This is a genomic window from Lysinibacillus sp. KCTC 33748 (assembly GCF_002237755.1).
Classification (GTDB): Bacteria; Bacillota; Bacilli; order Bacillales_A; family Planococcaceae; genus Lysinibacillus.
On the sequence record NZ_MWSJ01000006.1, the window covers coordinates 97,033 to 117,604 of the forward strand.

Below are 20,572 nucleotides of genomic sequence, written 5' to 3' on the forward strand. Positions count from 1 at the left end.
CATGAAACAAAGGGGGATTAATACGATGCGTGAAGCCGTTATTGTAGCAGGAGCACGAACTCCGATTGGAAAAGCGAAGAAGGGTTCTTTATCAACAGTTAGACCAGATGATTTTGGAGCGGTTGTTGTCAAAGAAACATTAAAAAGAGCGGGCTATGAAGGTCCGATTGACGATTTAATTTTAGGATGTGCAATGCCGGAAGCTGAGCAGGGCATGAACGTAGCACGTAGTATTGGAGCGCTTGCTGGATTACCAGATACAACGCCAGCACTAACAATTAATAGATTTTGTTCGTCAGGTTTACAAGCAATTGCTTTTGCAGCAGAGCGTATTATGCTAGGACATTCTAAGGCAATTCTTGCTGGTGGCGTCGAGTCTATGAGTATGGTGCCAATGGTAGGTAATACACCTCGCTTAAATCCAACATTAGCTGAAACTGCTCCACAATATTATATGGGGATGGGGCATACAGCTGAGGAAGTGGCACGTCAATACAATGTTAGTAGAGAAGATCAGGATGCATTTGCTGTTCGTTCACACGAGCTTGCGGAAAAAGCGATTAAAGAAGGTAAGTTCAATGATGAAATCGTACCAATCGAAGTGGAGCAACATTATGTAGATGACAACAACAAACTACAGGTGAAAAAATTCACGTTTAGCATGGATGAAGGTGTACGTCCAGGTACATCTGTAGAAGGTTTAGCGAAGCTTCGTCCGGCCTTCCATGTTAAAGGTAGTGTTACAGCTGGTAATGCTTCTCAAACTTCGGATGGTGCAGCAGCGGTACTAGTGATGGATCGCGAGGAAGCAGAAAAACAAGGTCTTACTCCGATGGCGAAGTTTTTAGGCTTTGCAGTTGGTGGCGTACCTCCTGAGGTGATGGGTATTGGACCAATCGTGGCAGTACCTAAAGCACTTGAAATTGCAGGCTTATCAATAGATGACATTGATTTATGGGAAATTAACGAAGCATTTGCGTCACAATCCTTACAAGTCGTCCGTCATTTAGGCATTGACCAAAACAAAGTAAACGTTAATGGTGGAGCAATTGCCCTAGGTCACCCACTTGGTGCAACGGGAGCTATTTTAACATTAAAGCTCATTCATGAATTAAAGCGTCAAGGTAAGAAATATGGTGTCGTAACAATGTGTATCGGCGGCGGTATGGGTGCTGCGGGAGTATTTGAACTTCTATAATTTTTGCTAGATCAGCTTGGAGTGCACCGTTTTCGGTTGCCTCCGAACGTAGTACTTCAAGCTTTTCTATATATTGGGGATAAAAACTATTAAAAATAGATATATAGGGAGGAATTTAGAATGACAGAAAAAACAACGGATTTCATTAAAGGCGGCGGATTTATTATTGAAGATGTGGAATTAGATCGTGTGTTTACACCAGAAGATTTCACAGATGAGCATAAAATGATTGCTAAAACTACAGAAGAGTATGTAGCAAATGAAGTGTTACCAGTCGTTGAAAATTTAGAAAACCATGAATTTGAGCATTCGGTTCGTCTACTAAAAAGCGCAGGTGAACTCGGCTTACTAAGCGCGGATGTACCTGAAGAATATGAAGGGCTAGGATTAGACAAAGTTTCTTCTGCATTAATCGCAGAAAAAATGTCTGTTGCTGGCGGTTTCTCTATTACACATGGAGCACACGTAGGTATTGGTTCTTTACCAATCGTCCTATTCGGAAATGAAGATCAAAAGAAGACGTATTTACCAAAGCTTGCTTCAGGTGAATTAATCGCTGCTTACGCATTAACAGAACCAGGTTCAGGTTCTGATGCATTAGGTGCAAAAACGACTGCGAAGTTAAACGATGCAGGAACACACTATATTTTAAATGGTGAAAAGCAATGGATTACAAATGCAGGCTTTGCAGATGTATTTGTTGTCTATGCAAAAATCGATGGCGATAAATTCTCGGCATTTATCGTAGAACGTGCCTTCAATGGCGTTTCAGTTGGCGCAGAAGAGAAAAAAATGGGAATCAAATCTTCATCAACACGTACTTTAATCCTTGAAGATGCAGAAGTACCTGTAGAAAACCTTTTAGGTGAAGTAGGTCGCGGACACGTTATTGCCTTTAATATTTTAAATATCGGTCGCTATAAATTAGGGGTTGGAACAATCGGTGGCTCGAAACGTGCATTAGAGCTTGCGATTCAATATACAAACCAACGTCAGCAGTTTAAAACGAAGCTGTCTGATTTCAATCTAACAAAAGAAAAATTATCGACAATGGCATCACAATTGTATGCGTCTGAGTCATTAAACTATCGTACAGTAGGTTTATTTGAGGACCGCTTAAGTCAGCTAAGCCCAGATGAGCAAAAACAAGGGAAAGTGATTGCTAGTGCAATTGCTGAGTATGCTATTGAATGTTCTATTGCTAAAGTATTTGGTTCTGAGACTTTAGATTACATTGCGGATGAAGCGGTTCAATTACACGGTGGTTACGGCTTTATGGCTGAATACGAAGTAGAGCGCATTTATCGTGATTCTCGTATTAATCGTATTTTTGAAGGTACAAATGAAATTAACCGCATGATTGTACCAGGTACATTTATGAAAAAGGCAATAAAAGGTGAATTACCGTTGCTACAAGTTGCTCAAAATTTACAACAAGAGCTTCTTATGCTAATGCCTGAAGATGTAGGCACAGAGCCATTAGCACAGGAAAAATACCTTGTGAAAAATGCGAAGAAAATTGCTGTATTAGCATCAGGTTTAGCAGCACAACGCTTCGGGGCGAAGCTTGATCAAGAGCAAGAAGTATTAGTGAAGATTGCCAATATCGCAAACCAACTATTCGCTATGGAATCTGCTGTATTGCGTACTGAAAAGGCGATTGCTCGTGACGGTGCTGAAAAAGCTCATCAAAAATTACTGTACACTCAAATCTTCTGCCAAGAAGCATTTGCAGAAATTGAAAAAGAAGCAAAAGATACGATTCTTGCTTCAGCAGACGGCGACGCTGCACGCATGACATTGTCTGCACTACGTAAATTAACTCGCAACAACCCATACAATTTAATCGCGAAGAAACGCGAAGCTTCTGTTAAATTAATTGAAGCAGAAAAATTTGTAGTTTAATATGCAAAAAAACCCTAGCTATCCACAGAGTTGCGATAGCTAGGTTTTTTTGTTGGAAGTAAAAGTATAGCTCTTAAAATGAGGGGGTGATTTCCGTTCCAGGCTACTCGCTTTGTTGCTGCTTCTACGCTTTCGCACAGAGCAAGGCTTCCTGTGGGCGAGCGTCGAGCCGCTTCCTTCGCTCGGCTCAGTCCAGGATCTCGCCTGTCTCACTTTCCCACGGGAGTCGAGTAGCCTTCCACTCCAATCAACAATATCGTAGAACTTTAATAAATTTTATGAATGGCAAATGAGAACGCTAAGGCTACACATCATAATCAATCAGAATAGTAAGGGCGATTGTACATCTGTTGTTGATTCTGCTACGATAACACTTCGCTTTCGCACGAAAAAACACCGGTAGCTAAAGCTTGGTTTTATTACATTAAATCGGATAAATATGCAAGAAACACACGCTATATGAATTGGTTGATTGGAGTGGAGGCTGGGCGACTCCTTGGGGATCAGCGTCACAGATGAGACCCTGCAGCGAAGCGGCTCATCGGACGCTCCCAGGAAGCTCTGCGCGAAAGCGAAGCGTCAGCGGCAAAGCGCCCAGCCGTAACGGAAATCAACCCCACGATATGGAAGGAATAAGTTAATAATTGTTTCATTTTGGTTCGTAACGGTTATGATGGTATACTACAGAAAATGAGGGATACACTGAAAATGTAGTTCCTAAAAATGATAGTAGAGGAGCCTTTAAATGACGATTCAATTTATTCAATATCCGAAATGTACTACTTGTAAAAAAGCACAAAAATGGCTAAATGACAATGGAGTTTCATATGAAGATGTACACATTGTCGAACAACCGCCAACAAAGGATGAACTATCAAACTTATGGCAAGTAAGTGGACTACCTTTAAAGAAATTTTTTAATACTTCTGGTATGAAATATCGCGAGCTTGGCTTGAAAGATAAGCTTGCTGAAATGACTGAAGTGGAGCAACTTGAACTGCTTGCTTCAGATGGTATGTTAATTAAACGTCCAATCGTAACTGATGGGAAAAAAGTTACGTTAGGGTTTAAAGAATCAGATTTTGAGCAAGCTTGGAAATAACCGCTTTTAATCGCTTTTAATCTTGTTTTTATGAAAGAAGTATGGCACACTGAAAGTGAATATATTACATATTTATGGAGGGGTTTTTGCATGAACACACCTAAAGACTTACGTTACTCTGAAGAGCACGAATGGGTTAAAGTAGAAGATGGAAAAGTACGTATCGGTATTTCTCATTTCGCACAATCTGAACTTGGAGATATCGTTTTCGTTGAACTTCCACAAGTTGGCGACGAAATCAAAACAGATGATCCATTTGGTAGCGTAGAATCTGTAAAAACAGTTTCTGAATTATATGCACCAATCTCAGGTACAGTAGTTGAAGTAAATGCAGATTTAGAAGATAGCCCAGAATTCGTTAATGAATCACCATATGAAAAAGCATGGATGATCGTTGTAGAGCCTGCTGATGCATCAGAAGTTGAAAAGCTTATGACAGCTGAGCAATACGATGAAATGATTGCAGAATAAGACAAGCTTATAAGACAAGCCTGTAATAGAAAAACGTCGGAAACTACCGACGTTTTTTATTATCTTCATCCATTCTGCCATCATAGTGGATGAGGGTGAATGCCAGTATATTCCCTTAACAATAGGTGTCTAACAGTATCAATGACAAGATTTATTGATATAATAATGATAAGGGATATGTCTAAACGGGGGTGGCGTTATGTTCGAGGGGAAATGCTTAATTGTCGAAGGCCGTTCGGATAAGCTTCAAATTGAACCTATTTTAAATGAACATGTTAAAATACTTTGCACGAATGGTACAATTGGTGTGCATCAATTAGAAGAGTTACTTGATCCATATGAAGGCTGTGAGCTTTATACATTTTTTGATGCAGATACATCGGGTGATAAGCTACGAGCATTAATGGACAGACATTATCCAGAGGCCGAGCATTTACGTACAATGCCAACATATAAGGAAGTAGAGACAACTCCGAGAAAGGTGTTAGCGGCGATTTTGCTTCGTGCACATTTCTCAATCCATAATGAATATATTTTGTAAGGTTGCGTGAAAAAAGATGGAAGAATGGTCAAAAGAGCAGTGGGACGTGGCTATCCAGTCTGGTGAAAAGGCTGCTTTTTATTTATATACACCAATGTGTGGAACGTGTGTAGTTGCATCGAAAATGATGTCGGTTGTTGAACAATTGCTGCCACAGCTACAGATTGGTAAAGCGAATATTAACTTTATTGAGCAAATCGCTTATGAAAATAAAATTGAAAGTGTACCGTGTTTACTTGTATGTGAAGGCGGAAAAGTGACGGAGAAGGTTTATGCCTTTCAATCCGTACCGTATTTATACGAATTGTTAAAAAAATAAATTGACTGGACTTTACTCACGTGGTAAAGTACGAATATACTAAAAAATATAAATATATCGAACTCTTATAAAGAGCGGCTGAGGGAAGTGCCCTATGAAGCCCGGCAACCATCACAAAAGTGAAAAGGTGCCAAATCACCCAAAGATTTTATCTTTGAAAGATGAGAGAACGGTTCAACGTATAAGTTACGTGACCCCTTCTACTTGTCTATAGTTGAAGGGGTTTTTTACTTCTTTCAGCCGCTGAAATAGAGGAACTCAGTCTAAGAACGCCACATCCTGTGGCAACGACTGAGTGACCAACGTCATGTTGGCCTAGAGCCTCCGGCGGATGTCATGGAATCGAAAAGGATTTCTTTGTGCCAGCACAAAGCCGATTCCAGACGCAATTATGCCGAGGCACAATTGATATAAGAAAAGGAGAATTCGCTATGATTCAGCTTCAAAATATTACGAAGAAATACAAGACCTCGAATGGCGAATTAACAGCAGTTAAAGACGTCAACCTTTCTATCGATAAAGGTGAAATTTATGGCATTATCGGCTATAGTGGCGCTGGTAAAAGTACAATGATTCGTTTGTTAAACGGTTTAGAAAAGCCTACATCTGGTACGGTAACGGTTAACAATCAAGAATTTTCATCCATAAAGGGGCAAAAGCTTAGAGATGCTAGACAAAAGGTCAGTATGATTTTCCAACATTTCAATTTACTTTGGTCTCGAACTGTTGCGGAAAACATTGCTTTCCCACTAGAAATCGCAGGTGTTCCAAAGGCAAAACGTGAGGCACGTGTGAAAGAATTGATCACACTAGTTGGCTTAGACGGACGTGCTAAAGCGTATCCATCACAATTATCGGGGGGACAAAAGCAACGTGTAGGCATCGCTCGTGCACTTGCTAATAATCCAGAAGTATTGTTATGTGATGAGGCAACATCCGCACTCGATCCGGAGACAACAGATGCTATCCTAGATTTACTTGTCGATATTAATGAACGACTAGGTTTAACGATCGTGTTAATCACACATGAAATGCATGTTATTCGTAAAATTTGCCACCGTGTAGCGGTTATGGAAGCTGGAGAAATTGTAGAACGTGGTGAAGTATTACAAGTATTCCAAGCGCCACAAGCGGACATTACAAAAAAATTCGTTTCTCAAATTACAGATACGAAGGAGACACAGGAAACTGTGGCACAAATTAAAGCAAATTACCCTAATGGACAACTTGTAAAGCTAATATTTGTAGGAGAAAAAACAGAGCAGCCTGTCATCTCACATCTTGTAAAACAGTGTGATGTAGAAGTAAGTATAGTACATGGTAATATTTCGCAAACAAAAAATGGTGCGTACGGTACACTTATTGTACAAATTGAAGGCACAGAGTCGAATGTTGCAGCTGCACTTAGCTACTTGCATACAGTCGAAGTACAAACGGAGGTGATTGCCAATGCTAACTAATTTCTTTCCGAATGTCGACTGGGAAAAAATGTGGGAAGCTACGTATGAAACGTTGTATATGACAACAATCTCTACGGTGATCACATTTATACTTGGATTAGTAATTGGGATCTTATTGTTTTTATCAAGTCCAAACCAACTATGGGCCAATAAACTGGTGAACTTTTTAACAGGCTCAATCGTTAATATTTTCCGTTCGATTCCATTTATCGTTTTGATTATTTTATTAATTCCATTTACGAAATTTTTACTCGGCACAATTCGTGGCGCAGATGCTGCTTTACCGGCACTAATTATCGGAGCTGCACCATTTTATGCGCGTATGGTATTAATTTCATTGCGTGAAATCGATAAAGGCGTTATTGAAGCGGCTCGTTCAATGGGTGCTAAAACGTCAACGATTATTTGGAAAGTTTTAATTCCAGAATCGTTCCCAGCGCTTATTTCTGGTCTTACTGTAACGGCTGTAGCACTTGTTGGCTATACTGCGATGGCAGGTATTATCGGTGCAGGCGGTCTAGGAAACTTAGCATTCTTAGATGGTTTCCAACGTAATCGCCAAGATGTAACTTTAATGGCGACTATATTAATCTTAATAGTAGTATTTATTATTCAATGGATTGGCGACTTAATTACAGCCAAAACAGATAAACGCTAAAAAGAAAAAAGCGTATCTCGCTACGAACATCAAAAAAGTTATTTCGGTTTTATGCCGCTAACATATTTTAAATTAGTTAAAAGGGAGTGCAATAAAATGAAGAAATTTTTAACAGGATTATTTTTATCAGTATTAGTATTAGCCTTAGCTGCTTGTGGTGCTGGCAAAAAAGATGATACAAACTCAAACGCATCATCTGGTGATAAATCAGACAATAAAGAAAATGTAACATTAACAATAGGTGCTTCTAATACGCCTCATGCGGTTATTTTGGAAAAAGCAAAGCCAGCTTTAGCTAAAGAAGGTATCGATCTTAAAATTGAAACGTATCAAGACTATGTATTACCAAACCAACATTTAGAATCAGGTGAACTTGATGCAAACTATTTCCAACACCTACCTTTCTTAGAGCTTAGCATGAAAGAAAATGGCTACGACTTTGTAAATGCTGGTGCCATTCACATTGAACCAATCGGAATTTACTCTAAAAAATATAAAACTCTTGAGGATCTACCAAAAGGTGCAACAATTTTACTTTCTAGCTCAGTTTCAGACCACGGTCGTATGCTTTCATTGTTAGAAGCTAAGGGCTTAATTAAATTAAAAGATGGCGTTGATAAAACAGCAGCAGAAATAAAAGATATCGCAGAAAACCCTAAAAACTTCAAATTCGATGCAAATACAGCTCCAGAAATGCTTGTACAAATGTATGAAAATAATGAAGGCGATGCAGTTTTAATTAACTCGAACTTTGCAATCGATAACAATATTAATCCATTGAAAGATGCAATTTCTCTTGAAGATAAAGAATCTCCTTATGTAAATATTGTAGCTGTACGTGCTGGTGATGAAACAAAACCAGAAATTAAAAAATTGATAGAAGTATTAAAATCTAAAGAAATCCAAGACTTCATTATTGAAGAATGGAAAGGCTCAGTTGTGTCAGTTAAATAATTTATTTAAAGGGGTGTGTAAGTATAAAACTTACATACCCTTTTTCTTGTTATCGAAAGAATTGAATAATAAACAAAGGCTGATTTTTACTCCGATTTGGCGCTGACAGGATGAGTCGACAAGCTGGAATAAAATAGTGTTTTTTGTAGTTTGAAAGGGTATGTAATTTAAAAGATTACATACCCTTTCTTCTTATTATAAAAAGGCTGTCTTTTATCAGAAAAATATAACTTTTTGTCAGGAGAGGTATTATTCTGTAGTTTATAACAAAAATATAATAATATTTTAAAAGTGATCGATTTACCAAAAATTTTGTATAGAAATTGTTTAGTCATATTTATTACTATAGTTGTTGTGTTTATAAATCAAAAGAATGATAGAAAAATAACGAAGAAGAATAAAATGCTTCTTCCATCAACTGGAGTGAACACAAATGAATAAATTAATCGTTGCGGAAGATATCATGCAGGAGCATGAGGTGAAGGGTTATTTTGAAATTTTGCGTGAGAGTGTTATTCGTTCGCGTCTAACAATGACTGCAGTCTTTTTTAAAGTAGCGAATTCCTCACAAGGAACTGATATAGAACGTAATCAAGTGAATCATCAAATTTCAGCTTTTTTAAAATCTAAAATACGAAAAACAGATTTACTTTTCCAACTAGCAGATGGCATGCATTGGGGGATATTTTTTCTGCAAAGTAGTGAAGTAGAGGTAAAAGCATTTTTAAAACGGATTTTCGCAATTCTAACGCAAGAAAGGGAATTTCAACAAATAGCGTTAAAAGCTTCCGTTACTGAAATAAGAAATAATAATGTTGATTTTGAAACATTGTTAGAGAAAAATAAGCACAAACTAGCAGATGAAGAACAGCCGACTTGGTCAGTAGAACAGGTTACAGATTATCGTGTACAACCGACGGAGCAAGTAAAGGTTAGCATTATTGAACAAAATGAAATCTTTAGAAAAGTGCTAGAAACGACACTCGAAAATTTAGACATTCCTCATTATACTTTTGACGTGTCGACCTATGAAGATGGCTATGATTTTTTACAGTCCGATAACTATAAATCTGGCCATATGCATTTAGTTTTGATGAACGATATTTTACCACGTAAAAATGGCTTAGAAATTTTGCACGTTTTGCGAGAAATGCCGAATGAGAAAAAGTTCATCATTTATATGATGTCAGAACGAAACTCAGAGGGTGCAACACTGAATGCTTATGAAGGTGGCGTCGATGAATATATCGTAAAACCATTTAATTTACGTTTGTTAGAAGCAAAAATTAAGAAGACTTTTGCGAGGTTTTGGCTATGATCAAGCTGTCGATTCCTTTTCTTTTAACGGTCAGCGGTATTTTATTAACAGTTCTATTTTTATTTACGATCTATATACTTGTTCAGCGCAAGCGGGAGATTCGTTTTGCAGAAGTGCGTGATACTTTTTTACAAAACTCTTCACAGCAATGGTACAACTATTTAATCAATGATGAAATTTTCTCTATAGTGCTTGTACCCCGAGAGAGAGCTCAAGTAGCAGCTATAGAAATAATCTTTTCATCTTATTTGAAAAATATAAGCAATGAGAAAGTTGAACACAAAATAAAAGAGTTTTCTAATCTCTATTTAAAAAAGTATTATGAAAAGGATTTGACCAGTAAACGATGGAGCATTAGGATGAATGCTTTATATCATATTGCTGATTTACAGATAGAGGATTTATTAGAGACATGTCTTCAATTCGGAAAAACCAAAATTTCGGAGGAGGAATATTTTCAACTGTTAAAAATATACTCTCTCTTCCAACCAGAATTGTTTATCGAAAAAATTAAAGAATCGAACATTCATTATTCTGAAAGCGAATATAGAAGAGTATTTGTCTTGTTAGAGGATGACGTATTTATTCGATTATTTGAAGACTTTAATAGCTGGACAACAAATATCCAATTTGCTGCAATTGATACTGCAGCTGTAAAAAGAAATATACAATACATTGATCGGTTAAAACAGCTATTAACGCATGAGGTTCCAGAAATACAAATAAGAGCATTAAAAGGTCTTTATGAAATTGGTGTAATTGATGAAATCGATCCTTATGTTCCATTTGTGACATCAGATATGTGGGAAATAAGATTAATGGTTGCGAAAATCTTTAAGCATGTACCTCTAAACTATACCTATGCTTATTTAGAACAACTTCTTCAAGATGAAAATTGGTGGGTTCGCTCACAGGCTGCTAAAACAATTGCTGAAAATAGAGATGGAATTGCGAAATTACAGCAATTTATGGAATCCTCAAATGACCCATATGCAATTGACATGGCTCGTGAAACAATCGTCAGAAAGCGAGGGAACAAATGAAAGTATTTTTAGATTTTTGTATGTGGTTCTTTGGTGGATTTATTCTATTTTATATGTTGTTCGTTATTGTTTCGTATTGCGCCATGTTTGTTATAGCCATGTTAGTTATGCGAAAACGCTATAAATTAGACCCCTCAGAGTATGATGATGCGCATACAGATGCCTTTTACTCAAAACCAGTATCCTTATTAGTTCCTGCTTACAATGAAGAGATTGGCGTTGTAGACACAGTCTATTCATTGTTGAATTTACGATATCCACAAACGGAAATTATCATTATTAATGACGGGTCTACTGACTCTACACTACAAACCGTAATCGAGCATTTCCGAATGAAGCCCGTTGATAAAATTGTTCGTACACATATCCCTACAAAACAAGTTAAACAAATTTATGAATCTGAAATCTATAAAAATTGTATTTTAGTAGATAAAGAAAATGGTGGTAAGGCAGATGCATTAAATGTTGGTATTAATGTATCTCAATATCCATATTTCTGCTCTATTGATGGTGATTCAATCTTAGATGAAAAATCATTGCTTCGTGTGATGAAACCGATTGTTTTATCTGATGGTGAAGTGATTGCGGCAGGAGGAAATATCCGAATTGCCAATGGCGCAAAAATGCAGCTTGGTTCCGTTACTGAAACACACTTATCAAATAATTACTTAGTGATCATGCAAATAATAGAATATGCGAGAGCCTTTTTAATGGGGCGAATAGCTTTAAGTAAATACAATCTTGTGCTTATTATTTCGGGAGCATTTAGTGTGTTTTCGAAGGAATGGGCTGTGGAAGCGGGCGGTTATTCAACGAATATTATTGGAGAAGACATGGAGCTCGTCGTGAATATTCACCGTTTGATTAGAAAGAAAAAAGAAAAGAAACGTATAGAATTTGTTCCAGATCCTGTATGCTGGACTGAAGCACCTCAGTCATTAGGGGTTTTGCGAAACCAGCGTAGACGTTGGCATCAAGGATTATTTGAAAGCCTATGGAAGCATAAGACGATGACGTTGAATCCTAAATATGGCTTAATAGGCATGCTTTCATTTCCATACTTTTGGCTAGTAGAATGCCTAGGACCACTAGTTGAGCTAGGTGGTTATATTTATATCGTAGTGGCATTTTTCTTAGGGGAAATCTATTATGAAGTAGCCATAATCCTGTTACTTCTTTTCGTTATTTATGGGGTGATTTTTTCAATAGCTTCTATATTATTCGAAGCATGGATTTTGAATACTTATCCGAAACCGAGAGAGCTACTACGCATGATACTTTTAGCATTTACTGAAATTTTCTGGTATCGACCACTCACTCTTTTTTGGCGCTGTGAGGGATTGCTCCGGTTTGTGCTAAGAAGAAGCGATTGGGGTAATATGAAGCGTGTCGGCATCGGTGAAAAGGAGAAAAGTGTATGAAGCGTATATATATAGGAATTATAGTCGTTCTAATTCTCATTATAACACCTATAGCATGGTGGTATTTCAGCGATGAAAAACCACTCAATGTTGCGATTCTAGATAAAACGGTTCCGAATGAAACTTATCGAGAGCATTTAGGTGTGAACTGGTTTTTAAACCATTATAAATACACAATCGATGAGCATCCGTATGATATACAAAAAAATTACTATGGTACGCTTCCGAATGATAAAACGAAGAAAGTGTCGGAAAAAAAGTTTCCGACTGACTATAGTAATTATGATGTTATTTATTTGGCTGATACGTACGGGGTTTATAAGGATGATTTAGATGAAAAAAAGCGCTTAGGTAAACGTTCAGAAAAAATTGTAGGCGGCTTGGAAATGGATGAATGGCAGTCTATAGTAGATCGTTTAGCAAGCGACAAGAAAAGTATGTTGATTGCTGAATACAATACATTTGCGTCACCAACGTCAGTGGAAGTTAGAAAAGAGTTACAGGATTATTTAGGAATTTCATGGTCTGGATGGATTGGGCGATATTTTGATGAGCTTGATTATCATAAAAATACAGAAATTCCACAATGGGTTATAGATGAACATGGTGATAATTGGCCATACAAAGGCGGAGGCTTTCTTCTATTTAATGAAATTACAGAAAAGCTCATTGTGCTAGAGTTGGACAAGCATGTTAACACAGAAGGTATTCAAGTGCAATTTACTGAAGAAGGGAAAAAGTTCTTCAACACCTCTGCTCATGCAGAATATGGCTATTGGTTTGATATTATCACACCTAAATATGCAGAGGATGCTCTCGCTAATTATGAATGGGACTTAACAAAAGAAGGGGAAAAACTATTAGAGGACAACGATATTCCACAGCAATTTGCGGCAATCGTTTCACAGGATAAACGCTACACGACAAGCTATTATTTTGCAGGAGACTTTAACGATATGTCCCAGGTACCAACCCTTTACAAAATAAAAGGATTACCGACCATTTATAAATATGCTGAGAAATATGCAGATAGTTCATTTTATTGGTCAATCTATATACCGGTCATGCATAAAATTTTTGAAACGTTTGAACAAAAAGAAGTTCAAGAAAACGTTAATCATGACAAATTAAATTACAACGCACGTATTAAGGGCGAGTCATTTGAAATTTTACGAGATGGAAAATGGGAGCCGATAGTCTTTAAGGGCGTTAATATCGGTATGGGTAAACCAGGAGCATTCCCTGGTGAGGCTGCTATTACAGAAGAAGAGTACTATCGATGGTTCCGTCAAATTGCTGAGATGAATGCCAATACGATTCGTGTATATACATTACACCCGCCAGGTTTTTATCGGGCACTTGCAAAATACAATGAAGAACATCCAGATAAACCACTGTATGTATTGCATGGTGTATGGATTAACGAAGAAGGCTTGGTTGATTCATTAGATGCCTATGATGAAGCTACTCTAAAGGATTTTCAACTTGAAATGAAACGAATGGTAGACGTTATCCACGGTAATACTTATGTGAAGCCAGTAACAGGGCATGCCTCAGGATTATATGATGTGGACGTTTCAAAATATGTAATAGGCTGGGTGCTAGGAATCGAATGGTATCCACATATGGTTGTTGGTACGAATGAAAAACACGCTAATATAGGCGAATATAATGGAAAGTACTTTGAAACGAAAAGTGCTTCACCATTTGAGCATTGGTTAGCAGAGCAAATGGATCTAATTACTGTTTACGAGAAGGATAAATATAATTGGATCCGTCCAATGAGTTTCACAAACTGGGTAACAACCGACTTATTAGACCATCCATCTGAGCCTTCTGAGGATGAGGATTTGGTAGGCGTAAATCCAAATGTCATCTATACGAAAGGTGAGATGCAGGCACCAGGTCAATTTGCTTCCTATCATGTTTATCCTTATTACCCTGACTTCTTTAACTACGATCAAAAATATTTAAATTATAAAGATTTCCGGGGCAATAAAAATAGTTATGCAGGATATTTAAAAGAACTACATGAGGCGCATAATATGCCTGTTCTTGTTGCGGAATTTGGAATACCTGCAGCTCGTGGTATGACACATGAAAATGTTTATGGCTGGAATCAGGGCCATATGTCCGAACAGCAGCAAGGTGAAACGTTACAACATTTATATGAAGATATTATGCATGAAGGCTTGCTCGGAGGTCTTGTCTTTACTTGGCAGGACGAGTGGTTTAAGCGGACGTGGAATACGATGGATTATGATGATCCAAACCGTCGACCGTTTTGGTCTAATGCACAAACAAATGAACAACAATTTGGCGTACTAAGCTTTGATCGATCTAAAGTAAAAGTAGACGGCGATACAAAGGAATGGAAAGGTACACAAATGTACAATACCTCACCTTCTGACTCAACAGATTTTGCTGTCGATTATGATGAAAGATATTTGTATCTCAAATTAAAAAGTGATGTTTTAGAACAAGCCTCACCTCGTATTTTACTTGATGTAGTACCAAATCAAGGGAATACTTCAGCTACATCCATAAAAGATATGACGTTTTCAAATGGCGTAGATTTTATTGTGGAATTAAATAAAAGTGGAGACTCTCGAGTTGTCATAGATGAATACTATGATTTCTATGATTATTTTTACGGTCATAATATAAATCTGATTCCACCTCGTATGGCAGTTCCTACAAAAAATAGTGGTAAGTTTACTCCGATTTATTATGTGTTAAATAAACAACTGTACTTACCAGAGGAAGATAGAACTACCGACTTTAGTTATTATGAAACAGGGAAGCTGCTTCAAGGGAATGCCAATCCAAAAGCAAAAGATTATAATTCGTTAGTAGACTATACGTGGACGGATGATCATGTGATTGAGCTACGAATTCCTTGGCTACTAATCCAAACTAGAGATCCAAGCCAGCGTGAGTTTATGGGAGATTTATATAAAGATGGAGAGACAGCTTCGATGAAAGTCGATAATATTTATATTGGTGCGGTCTTTGTAGATAAAGAGGGCAAAGTTGTAAAATCTTTACCTGAGAAAAATGGCCAAGTCTTACCGAAACTCTCACCTTATACTTGGGAGCCATGGCAAACACCTAAGTATGAAGAGCGTTTAAAACAATCATATTATATTTTACAAAAATTATTTAAAGATTAATCAATTATGCCTCGGCATAATTGCGTCCGGAATCAGCTTTGTGCTTGCACAAAGAACTCCTTTACGATTCCGAGACATCCGCCGGAGGCTTTAACTTCTTTCAGCTGATGTTTGGACACCCGCTGAAAAGGGCTTAAAGCCACATTCATCTCATCATCTTTAGAGGTGGGAGATCTTTGCTGAAAGAAGTTACAAAGAGCTTAGGATAGGTGATTATTTACCTATTCTAAGTTTTTTTATTGTCCGATAGAAAATAAAGAAAAGTTTTGCAATTCCGCCTATTCTCCGAACTGTATATTCTCACGATTGTTTATGTTAAATTACTACTAATACATTCGAGAAAGACAGTTGTTTTTTTAAGGAGGACATTATAGTGAAGTTTAAATTTGGTCTATTGGCAAAAATTATTGTCGCTATCTTTTTAGCGGTAATACTTGGAGGTTTTATGCCGGAGCCATTTGTACGTATATTTGCAACATTTAATGGCTTATTCGGTAATTTCTTAAACTTTGTAGTACCACTTATTATTATTGCATTTATTGCACCGGGCATTGCCCAGCTTGGGAAAGGCTCAGGAAAATTATTAGGCTTGGCAACATTCTTTGCTTATTTCTCAACAATCATTGCAGGCATGTTCGCCTTTTTAGTAGCGCGAAATGTGTTGCCTAACTTCATATCAAATGGTGCTATGGAAAGTATGAAAAACCCAGAGGAATTTTTAGCACAGGCATTCTTTAAAGTTGAAATGCCGCCATTAATGGGTGTGATGTCAGCATTAATTTTTGCATTCATCGTAGGGATTGGTATGACAGTCATCAAAGGCGATGTGATGAAACGTGGTTTTGAAGAGTTTAATGTAATCATTGAAAAGGTAATTGCATTTGTCATTATTCCACTTTTACCATTCCATATTTTTGGGATTTTCTTGAACATGACATATGGAGGTCAAGTAGCAAAAATCTTATCTGTCTTTGCAATTGTCTTCGTACTAATAATTGCGATGCATTGGGTAATATTGCTAGTGCAATACACTACTGCGGGAACTTTAAATAAGAAAAATCCGCTTAAGTTACTTCGAACAATGCTACCTGCGTATTTTACAGCATTAGGTACACAATCTTCAGCTGCGGCTATTCCGGTTACATTGCGACAATCACAAAAAACAGGGGCTTCAGAAAAAGTAACGAATTTTACAATCCCACTGTTTGCAACTATTCATTTATCAGGTAGTACAATTACAATCGTAACTTGCTCTTTAGGTGTTATGATGATGAACGGTATGGATATAGGCTTTGTGCAATATATCGGCTTTATATTTATGCTAGGTATTACAATGGTTGCGGCACCCGGTGTCCCAGGAGGAGGAGTCATGGCAGCAATAGGCTTACTGCAAACAATGCTCGGCTTCGACGAAACAATGGTTGCACTAATGATCGCACTGTATATAGCACAAGACAGCTTTGGTACAGCTACAAATGTAACGGGAGATGGTGCATTAGCCATGATTGTCGACCGTTTCAACAAACAAGCAAATTAATAAATATCAAAGTGAACGGATAGAATCACTAAAGAAAAAAATTGCCTGCTACGGCGATTTTTTTTTGCTTAGGTCGCGAAATAATATTGGAGTTCTCTTAAAGATTAACTAGAGGGTGCTACTTTTCAAGATAAATAGCTAATGGTGATAAAGCGTTACGGATTCAATAGTATGAGGTAGCACACATTTTTTAAGACTAGAAAATTTTTTTGTGATAAGTAATTAAAGTTTTTACTTGCTGAAATTTAATAAAATTACATGTTTATGTAGGGATATATCGAAGGATTATAGTTCTAAAGAAAGGATGTGTGAGTTTATTTGGGATACTGGTAATTGGTAAAATAGTTATTTTTTCATTTATAAAGGAAATTGTATAGAAAATGTTAAGTTTTATTTAGTACTATATATGTATTAGATAGGTGCATTTTGAATTATAGGATAATGTTACTTTGTTGGATATGCGATGAGGGAAAACATTACAAAAAAATGAATCGTAAAAGAAATAACGATTGTAGAGATAGTCTTTGAATTAGGTTTTTAATTTCTTTCAGCAATTTTAGTAGCGAAAGTGAAACGCCAGCTACAAGTGTTTTTGTAGCGACATGCAGGCCTAAGCAAGAAATCGATTCTGGACGTAATTTTGCCGAGACATAATCATAATCGATCATAACTTAGACAAAGGAGGAATTTGTTTATGGGGATAAAAATTGAGCTAAGGGGATTAGCTTTATCAAAAAAAATCAAAACAAGAAGTGCAACAATTGGAATTGTTGGACTTGGTTATGTGGGGCTCCCGTTAGCCTTGGAAATCGTCAATAAAGGCTTTGCAGTAATTGGATTCGATAAAGACATTGAAAAAGTTACTAAAATAAAAAGCGGTGATAGTTATATTGCTGATATGTCTAATGCAGCCATAGAGAAAGCGGTTAATGAACAGAATTTTGAGCCGACATATGATTTTTCTAAACTTGCACAAGTAGATATTATTATTATTTGTGTACCAACACCTACAACCTCAGATGGAACACCTAATATCTCGTATATTGTTGATGCAGCAAATGCAATCGTACAGAACGTATCCTCAAATACTTTAGTTATTCTTGAAAGTACAACTTACCCTGGAACAACAGAAGAAATAGTTCAACCAATCTTAGAAAATGGTAACTTTGTTATTGGACAAGATCTATTTTTAGCTTATTCACCTGAACGTGTCGACCCTGGAAATTTTAATTTTTCAGTTTCCAACACGCCTAAAGTAGTTGGTGGAATAACAACATCTTGTTTAGAAGTTTCTAAGCTTTTTTATGAATCAGTAATCAATACAAATGTATTTGCTGTAACAAGTCCAAAGGTTGCCGAAATGGAAAAGTTACTAGAAAACACATTTAGGCAAATTAATATTGCTCTTGTCAATGAATTAAGTCAGATTTGTCATAAGATGGATATAGATGTGTGGGAAGTTATTGAAGCGGCTTCGACAAAGCCTTATGGTTTTATGCCATTTACACCTGGCCCAGGAGTAGGTGGTCATTGTATCCCGGTGGACCCTAAATATTTATTATGGGCTGGCCAGCAACATGGTATTGCTGCAACTTTAATTGAGACCGCTGATAAAATTAATAATTCCATGCCAAGCTTTGTAGTTGCAAGACTTGAAACTTATTTAAATGCGCAAGGAAAAGAGATAAGTGATGCGGAAATTGTAGTGATTGGAGTTTCCTATAAGCCAAATATTAATGATTTTAGAGAATCACCAGCATTACGTGTCATTGACGAATTAATGGACAAGCAATGTGGGCTAAATGTTATTGATCCATTTATTGAAACGTTTACAACTGGTAATTACATGTTAAACACAGTTTCACTTACAAAAGAAATCATTCAAAAAGCAGATGCTGTAGTCATTTTAACGAATCATACAACAATTGATTATTCATTAATTGATCAGCACGCTGCTTTAGTTTTTGATACACGTAATACCCATCACTTATTCGAGAATGAAAAATACTACAAATTATAGGAGGGATTCTGTGAATGTGAGTCGACTGAAAATATGTAGTCTATTATTCATTTTATTTTTAACAGGATGTCAATCGTCTGCTCAAACTAATCAGGTTCAACCAGTTGATTCAACAATTGAGGTAAAGGAACATGATGGGACGATGAGTGAAATTTATAGTCACGCAAGCATTCTTAGTCCGAGGATAGCATTAACCTTTAATGGGCTTGCTGACAATGAAACAATGCTGAAGCTATTAAAGGTATTAGACCAATGTAACATGAAGGCAACATTTTTTGTAGAAGGAACGCGAGTGGCACAAGATCCTGAGTTAGTGAAGGACATTTTAGCAAAAGGTCATGAAGTAGAAAATGGTACGCTGACGTTTCCTGATATGACCGATTTAAATTATGAAGAAACCTATAAAGAGATCTATTTAACGAATCAAGTTTTTGAAGAGCATCTAGGTTATACACCAAAATACGTTCGAAGTCGTTCTGGTGACTCAACTGACAATATGCGTTTAGCAACTAAAACGCTCAATATGAAGGGAGTCGTAGCATCTTCCATAAATCCGAAAGATCGAAATATGCAAAGTGCCGAAGAGATAACGGATTATATTCATCGTTTTATCAACAGTGGATCAGTCATTCATTTAAACACATACATTAATCCTGCGATTATTGATGTTGTACCACTATTGTCTCAATTGGGGAAAGAACAAGGATATGCTTTCTCTACATTAACGGACGTATTAGATGAGCAATATATAGCAAAACCCTTAGAGTCAATAGAAGGCTATGACGCTATTAAAGTGAATCTGGATTATGAAAATGTAAAACCAAATATGTACTACCGTAAAAATACTTCTAAAAAGGAAGTTGCTTTAACCTTTGATGATTGGGCGAGTGAGGAGAGACTTAAAGAAATTTTAGATGTTCTTGATAAGTATAACGTTCACTCTACATTCTTTTTAATCGGCAAAGGTGTGGAAAAGGAACCGCAACTAGCGCGATTAATTGTTGAGAAAGGCCATGAGGTTGCAAGCCACTCCTACAATCACCTTGATGTAACGACAATGACACCGGAGGAACTCCAAGAGGATGTCGTGAAGGCGCATAAGGCGTTAACATATGCCTTACAGGAAGAACCTTTATTGTATTTCAGACCTAATAAAGGTGCTATTAATGAAGAATCAGCGAAAATTATTGCCGCAACAGGTATCAAATCCATTGCTATGTACGATATTGCATCATTCGATTGGAATTTAGAATATACCGTTTCAGATATTTATAATCGTGTGATGAGTAGGATTGGTCCAGGAAAAGTAATTGTTATGCACATTTTAGATGGTACAAAAACAGTCGAGGCTTTACCAGTAATCATTGAAAAGCTGCAAAAAGATGGGTATAGCTTTGCAAAAATGTCGACTTGGATTGAAGAAGATTCAAATAAGAAAGTGAATTGATAATC

General features: G+C 37.0%; 16 protein-coding genes and 1 riboswitch. All 16 genes read left to right on the forward strand.

What is annotated here, in order from left to right:
- Positions 1-25 precede the first annotated feature (25 nt).
- The 16 genes from B1B04_RS10725 to B1B04_RS10800 all read left to right on the forward strand — a co-directional run bounded on the left by B1B04_RS10725 (position 26) and on the right by B1B04_RS10800 (position 20,567).
- Positions 26-1,198, forward strand: a complete 1,173-nt coding sequence (locus B1B04_RS10725; protein WP_079561460.1) for an acetyl-CoA C-acetyltransferase — start codon at positions 26-28, stop codon at positions 1,196-1,198.
- 120 nt (positions 1,199-1,318) lie between these two features.
- Complete coding sequence (locus tag B1B04_RS10730; protein ID WP_079561461.1) at positions 1,319-3,103, forward strand: acyl-CoA dehydrogenase family protein; 1,785 nt, start codon at positions 1,319-1,321, stop codon at positions 3,101-3,103.
- A gap of 745 nt (positions 3,104-3,848) precedes the next feature.
- Positions 3,849-4,205 (forward strand): arsenate reductase family protein, encoded by a 357-nt coding sequence (locus tag B1B04_RS10735; RefSeq protein WP_079561462.1) that lies wholly within the window; start codon positions 3,849-3,851, stop codon positions 4,203-4,205.
- Positions 4,206-4,295: 90 nt separating this feature from the next.
- Positions 4,296-4,676, forward strand: coding sequence for a glycine cleavage system protein GcvH (gene gcvH, locus B1B04_RS10740; protein WP_079561463.1), 381 nt, complete (start codon positions 4,296-4,298; stop codon positions 4,674-4,676).
- 199 nt (positions 4,677-4,875) lie between these two features.
- Positions 4,876-5,217, forward strand: a complete 342-nt coding sequence (locus B1B04_RS10745; RefSeq protein WP_079561464.1) for a toprim domain-containing protein — start codon at positions 4,876-4,878, stop codon at positions 5,215-5,217.
- Between the two features lie 16 nt (positions 5,218-5,233).
- A complete protein-coding gene (locus tag B1B04_RS10750) occupies positions 5,234-5,536 on the forward strand; it encodes a thioredoxin family protein (RefSeq protein ID WP_079561465.1) in 303 nt (100 codons plus the stop codon).
- A gap of 62 nt (positions 5,537-5,598) precedes the next feature.
- A riboswitch (SAM riboswitch) is annotated at positions 5,599-5,704 on the forward strand.
- 263 nt (positions 5,705-5,967) lie between these two features.
- On the forward strand, positions 5,968-6,996 hold the full coding sequence (locus tag B1B04_RS10755) for a methionine ABC transporter ATP-binding protein (protein WP_079561466.1): 1,029 nt from the start codon (positions 5,968-5,970) through the stop codon (positions 6,994-6,996).
- Positions 6,986-7,654 (forward strand): methionine ABC transporter permease, encoded by a 669-nt coding sequence (locus B1B04_RS10760; RefSeq protein WP_079561467.1) that lies wholly within the window; start codon positions 6,986-6,988, stop codon positions 7,652-7,654. The genes B1B04_RS10755 and B1B04_RS10760 overlap by 11 nt, the downstream gene beginning before the upstream one ends.
- Before the next feature lie 96 nt (positions 7,655-7,750).
- Complete coding sequence (locus B1B04_RS10765) at positions 7,751-8,608, forward strand: MetQ/NlpA family ABC transporter substrate-binding protein (RefSeq protein ID WP_079561468.1); 858 nt, start codon at positions 7,751-7,753, stop codon at positions 8,606-8,608.
- 433 nt (positions 8,609-9,041) lie between these two features.
- Positions 9,042-9,926 carry a response regulator gene (locus B1B04_RS10770; protein ID WP_079561469.1) on the forward strand — a complete coding sequence of 295 codons (885 nt, stop codon included), beginning with the start codon at positions 9,042-9,044 and terminating at the stop codon, positions 9,924-9,926.
- A complete protein-coding gene (locus tag B1B04_RS10775; protein ID WP_079561470.1) occupies positions 9,923-10,969 on the forward strand; it encodes a HEAT repeat domain-containing protein in 1,047 nt (348 codons plus the stop codon). Before B1B04_RS10770 ends, B1B04_RS10775 begins: the two co-directional genes overlap by 4 nt.
- Positions 10,966-12,390, forward strand: a complete 1,425-nt coding sequence (locus B1B04_RS10780; protein ID WP_079561471.1) for a glycosyltransferase family 2 protein — start codon at positions 10,966-10,968, stop codon at positions 12,388-12,390. The genes B1B04_RS10775 and B1B04_RS10780 overlap by 4 nt, the downstream gene beginning before the upstream one ends.
- Positions 12,387-15,563, forward strand: coding sequence for a hypothetical protein (locus B1B04_RS10785; RefSeq protein WP_079561472.1), 3,177 nt, complete (start codon positions 12,387-12,389; stop codon positions 15,561-15,563). Before B1B04_RS10780 ends, B1B04_RS10785 begins: the two co-directional genes overlap by 4 nt.
- Before the next feature lie 373 nt (positions 15,564-15,936).
- Positions 15,937-17,100: a dicarboxylate/amino acid:cation symporter gene (locus tag B1B04_RS10790; RefSeq protein WP_079561473.1), complete on the forward strand. Its 1,164-nt coding sequence runs from the start codon at positions 15,937-15,939 to the stop codon at positions 17,098-17,100.
- A 694-nt stretch (positions 17,101-17,794) separates the two neighbouring features.
- Positions 17,795-19,120: a nucleotide sugar dehydrogenase gene (locus B1B04_RS10795; RefSeq protein WP_079561474.1), complete on the forward strand. Its 1,326-nt coding sequence runs from the start codon at positions 17,795-17,797 to the stop codon at positions 19,118-19,120.
- Positions 19,121-19,130: 10 nt separating this feature from the next.
- Positions 19,131-20,567 carry a polysaccharide deacetylase family protein gene (locus tag B1B04_RS10800; RefSeq protein WP_240518272.1) on the forward strand — a complete coding sequence of 479 codons (1,437 nt, stop codon included), beginning with the start codon at positions 19,131-19,133 and terminating at the stop codon, positions 20,565-20,567.
- Positions 20,568-20,572 lie beyond the last annotated feature (5 nt).

Coding starts and splice junctions, on each gene's coding strand:
- B1B04_RS10725 (WP_079561460.1), top strand. CDS start 26: ATGCGTGAAGCCGTTATTGTAGCAGGAGCACGAACTCCGATTGGAAAA.
- B1B04_RS10730 (WP_079561461.1), top strand. CDS start 1,319: ATGACAGAAAAAACAACGGATTTCATTAAAGGCGGCGGATTTATTATT.
- B1B04_RS10735 (WP_079561462.1), top strand. CDS start 3,849: ATGACGATTCAATTTATTCAATATCCGAAATGTACTACTTGTAAAAAA.
- gcvH (WP_079561463.1), top strand. CDS start 4,296: ATGAACACACCTAAAGACTTACGTTACTCTGAAGAGCACGAATGGGTT.
- B1B04_RS10745 (WP_079561464.1), top strand. CDS start 4,876: ATGTTCGAGGGGAAATGCTTAATTGTCGAAGGCCGTTCGGATAAGCTT.
- B1B04_RS10750 (WP_079561465.1), top strand. CDS start 5,234: ATGGAAGAATGGTCAAAAGAGCAGTGGGACGTGGCTATCCAGTCTGGT.
- B1B04_RS10755 (WP_079561466.1), top strand. CDS start 5,968: ATGATTCAGCTTCAAAATATTACGAAGAAATACAAGACCTCGAATGGC.
- B1B04_RS10760 (WP_079561467.1), top strand. CDS start 6,986: ATGCTAACTAATTTCTTTCCGAATGTCGACTGGGAAAAAATGTGGGAA.
- B1B04_RS10765 (WP_079561468.1), top strand. CDS start 7,751: ATGAAGAAATTTTTAACAGGATTATTTTTATCAGTATTAGTATTAGCC.
- B1B04_RS10770 (WP_079561469.1), top strand. CDS start 9,042: ATGAATAAATTAATCGTTGCGGAAGATATCATGCAGGAGCATGAGGTG.
- B1B04_RS10775 (WP_079561470.1), top strand. CDS start 9,923: ATGATCAAGCTGTCGATTCCTTTTCTTTTAACGGTCAGCGGTATTTTA.
- B1B04_RS10780 (WP_079561471.1), top strand. CDS start 10,966: ATGAAAGTATTTTTAGATTTTTGTATGTGGTTCTTTGGTGGATTTATT.
- B1B04_RS10785 (WP_079561472.1), top strand. CDS start 12,387: ATGAAGCGTATATATATAGGAATTATAGTCGTTCTAATTCTCATTATA.
- B1B04_RS10795 (WP_079561474.1), top strand. CDS start 17,795: ATGGGGATAAAAATTGAGCTAAGGGGATTAGCTTTATCAAAAAAAATC.